The sequence below is a fragment of the Paraburkholderia sp. SIMBA_027 genome, from assembly GCF_046535315.1.
Taxonomy (GTDB): domain Bacteria; phylum Pseudomonadota; class Gammaproteobacteria; order Burkholderiales; family Burkholderiaceae; genus Paraburkholderia; species Paraburkholderia tropica.
Window position 1 is genome coordinate 1 of sequence record NZ_JAWRWY010001041.1, and the last position, 256, is coordinate 256.

Annotated in this window: 1 protein-coding gene; it reads right to left on the bottom strand. The window is 32.4% G+C overall.

What is annotated here, in order from left to right:
* A partial coding sequence (locus SB764_RS42285; RefSeq protein WP_410867075.1) for a hypothetical protein occupies positions 1-256 on the bottom strand: 256 nt, incomplete at both ends.

Sequence of the window (256 nt, forward strand, 5' to 3'; positions counted from 1 at the left end):
GGGTTTGTTCTATAAGAGAAATACAATGTTCTACTTGATGAATAATCTGAAGATAAATTTCTGTCTCGGTGACCTCTTCAGTGTGTAGATCATTCAGTACATTTTTTATATTAGTTGTATTATCTGAGGTAAGAGTAAGCTGAAGCTCGCTCACCAGAAATTTGATATCAATGAGTTCATTCAGAAATTCAGAAATTTCCGCATCTCCAAAATCTTCAGAAAATAGTTTTTTGATTCCACTATACTTCATGAAATG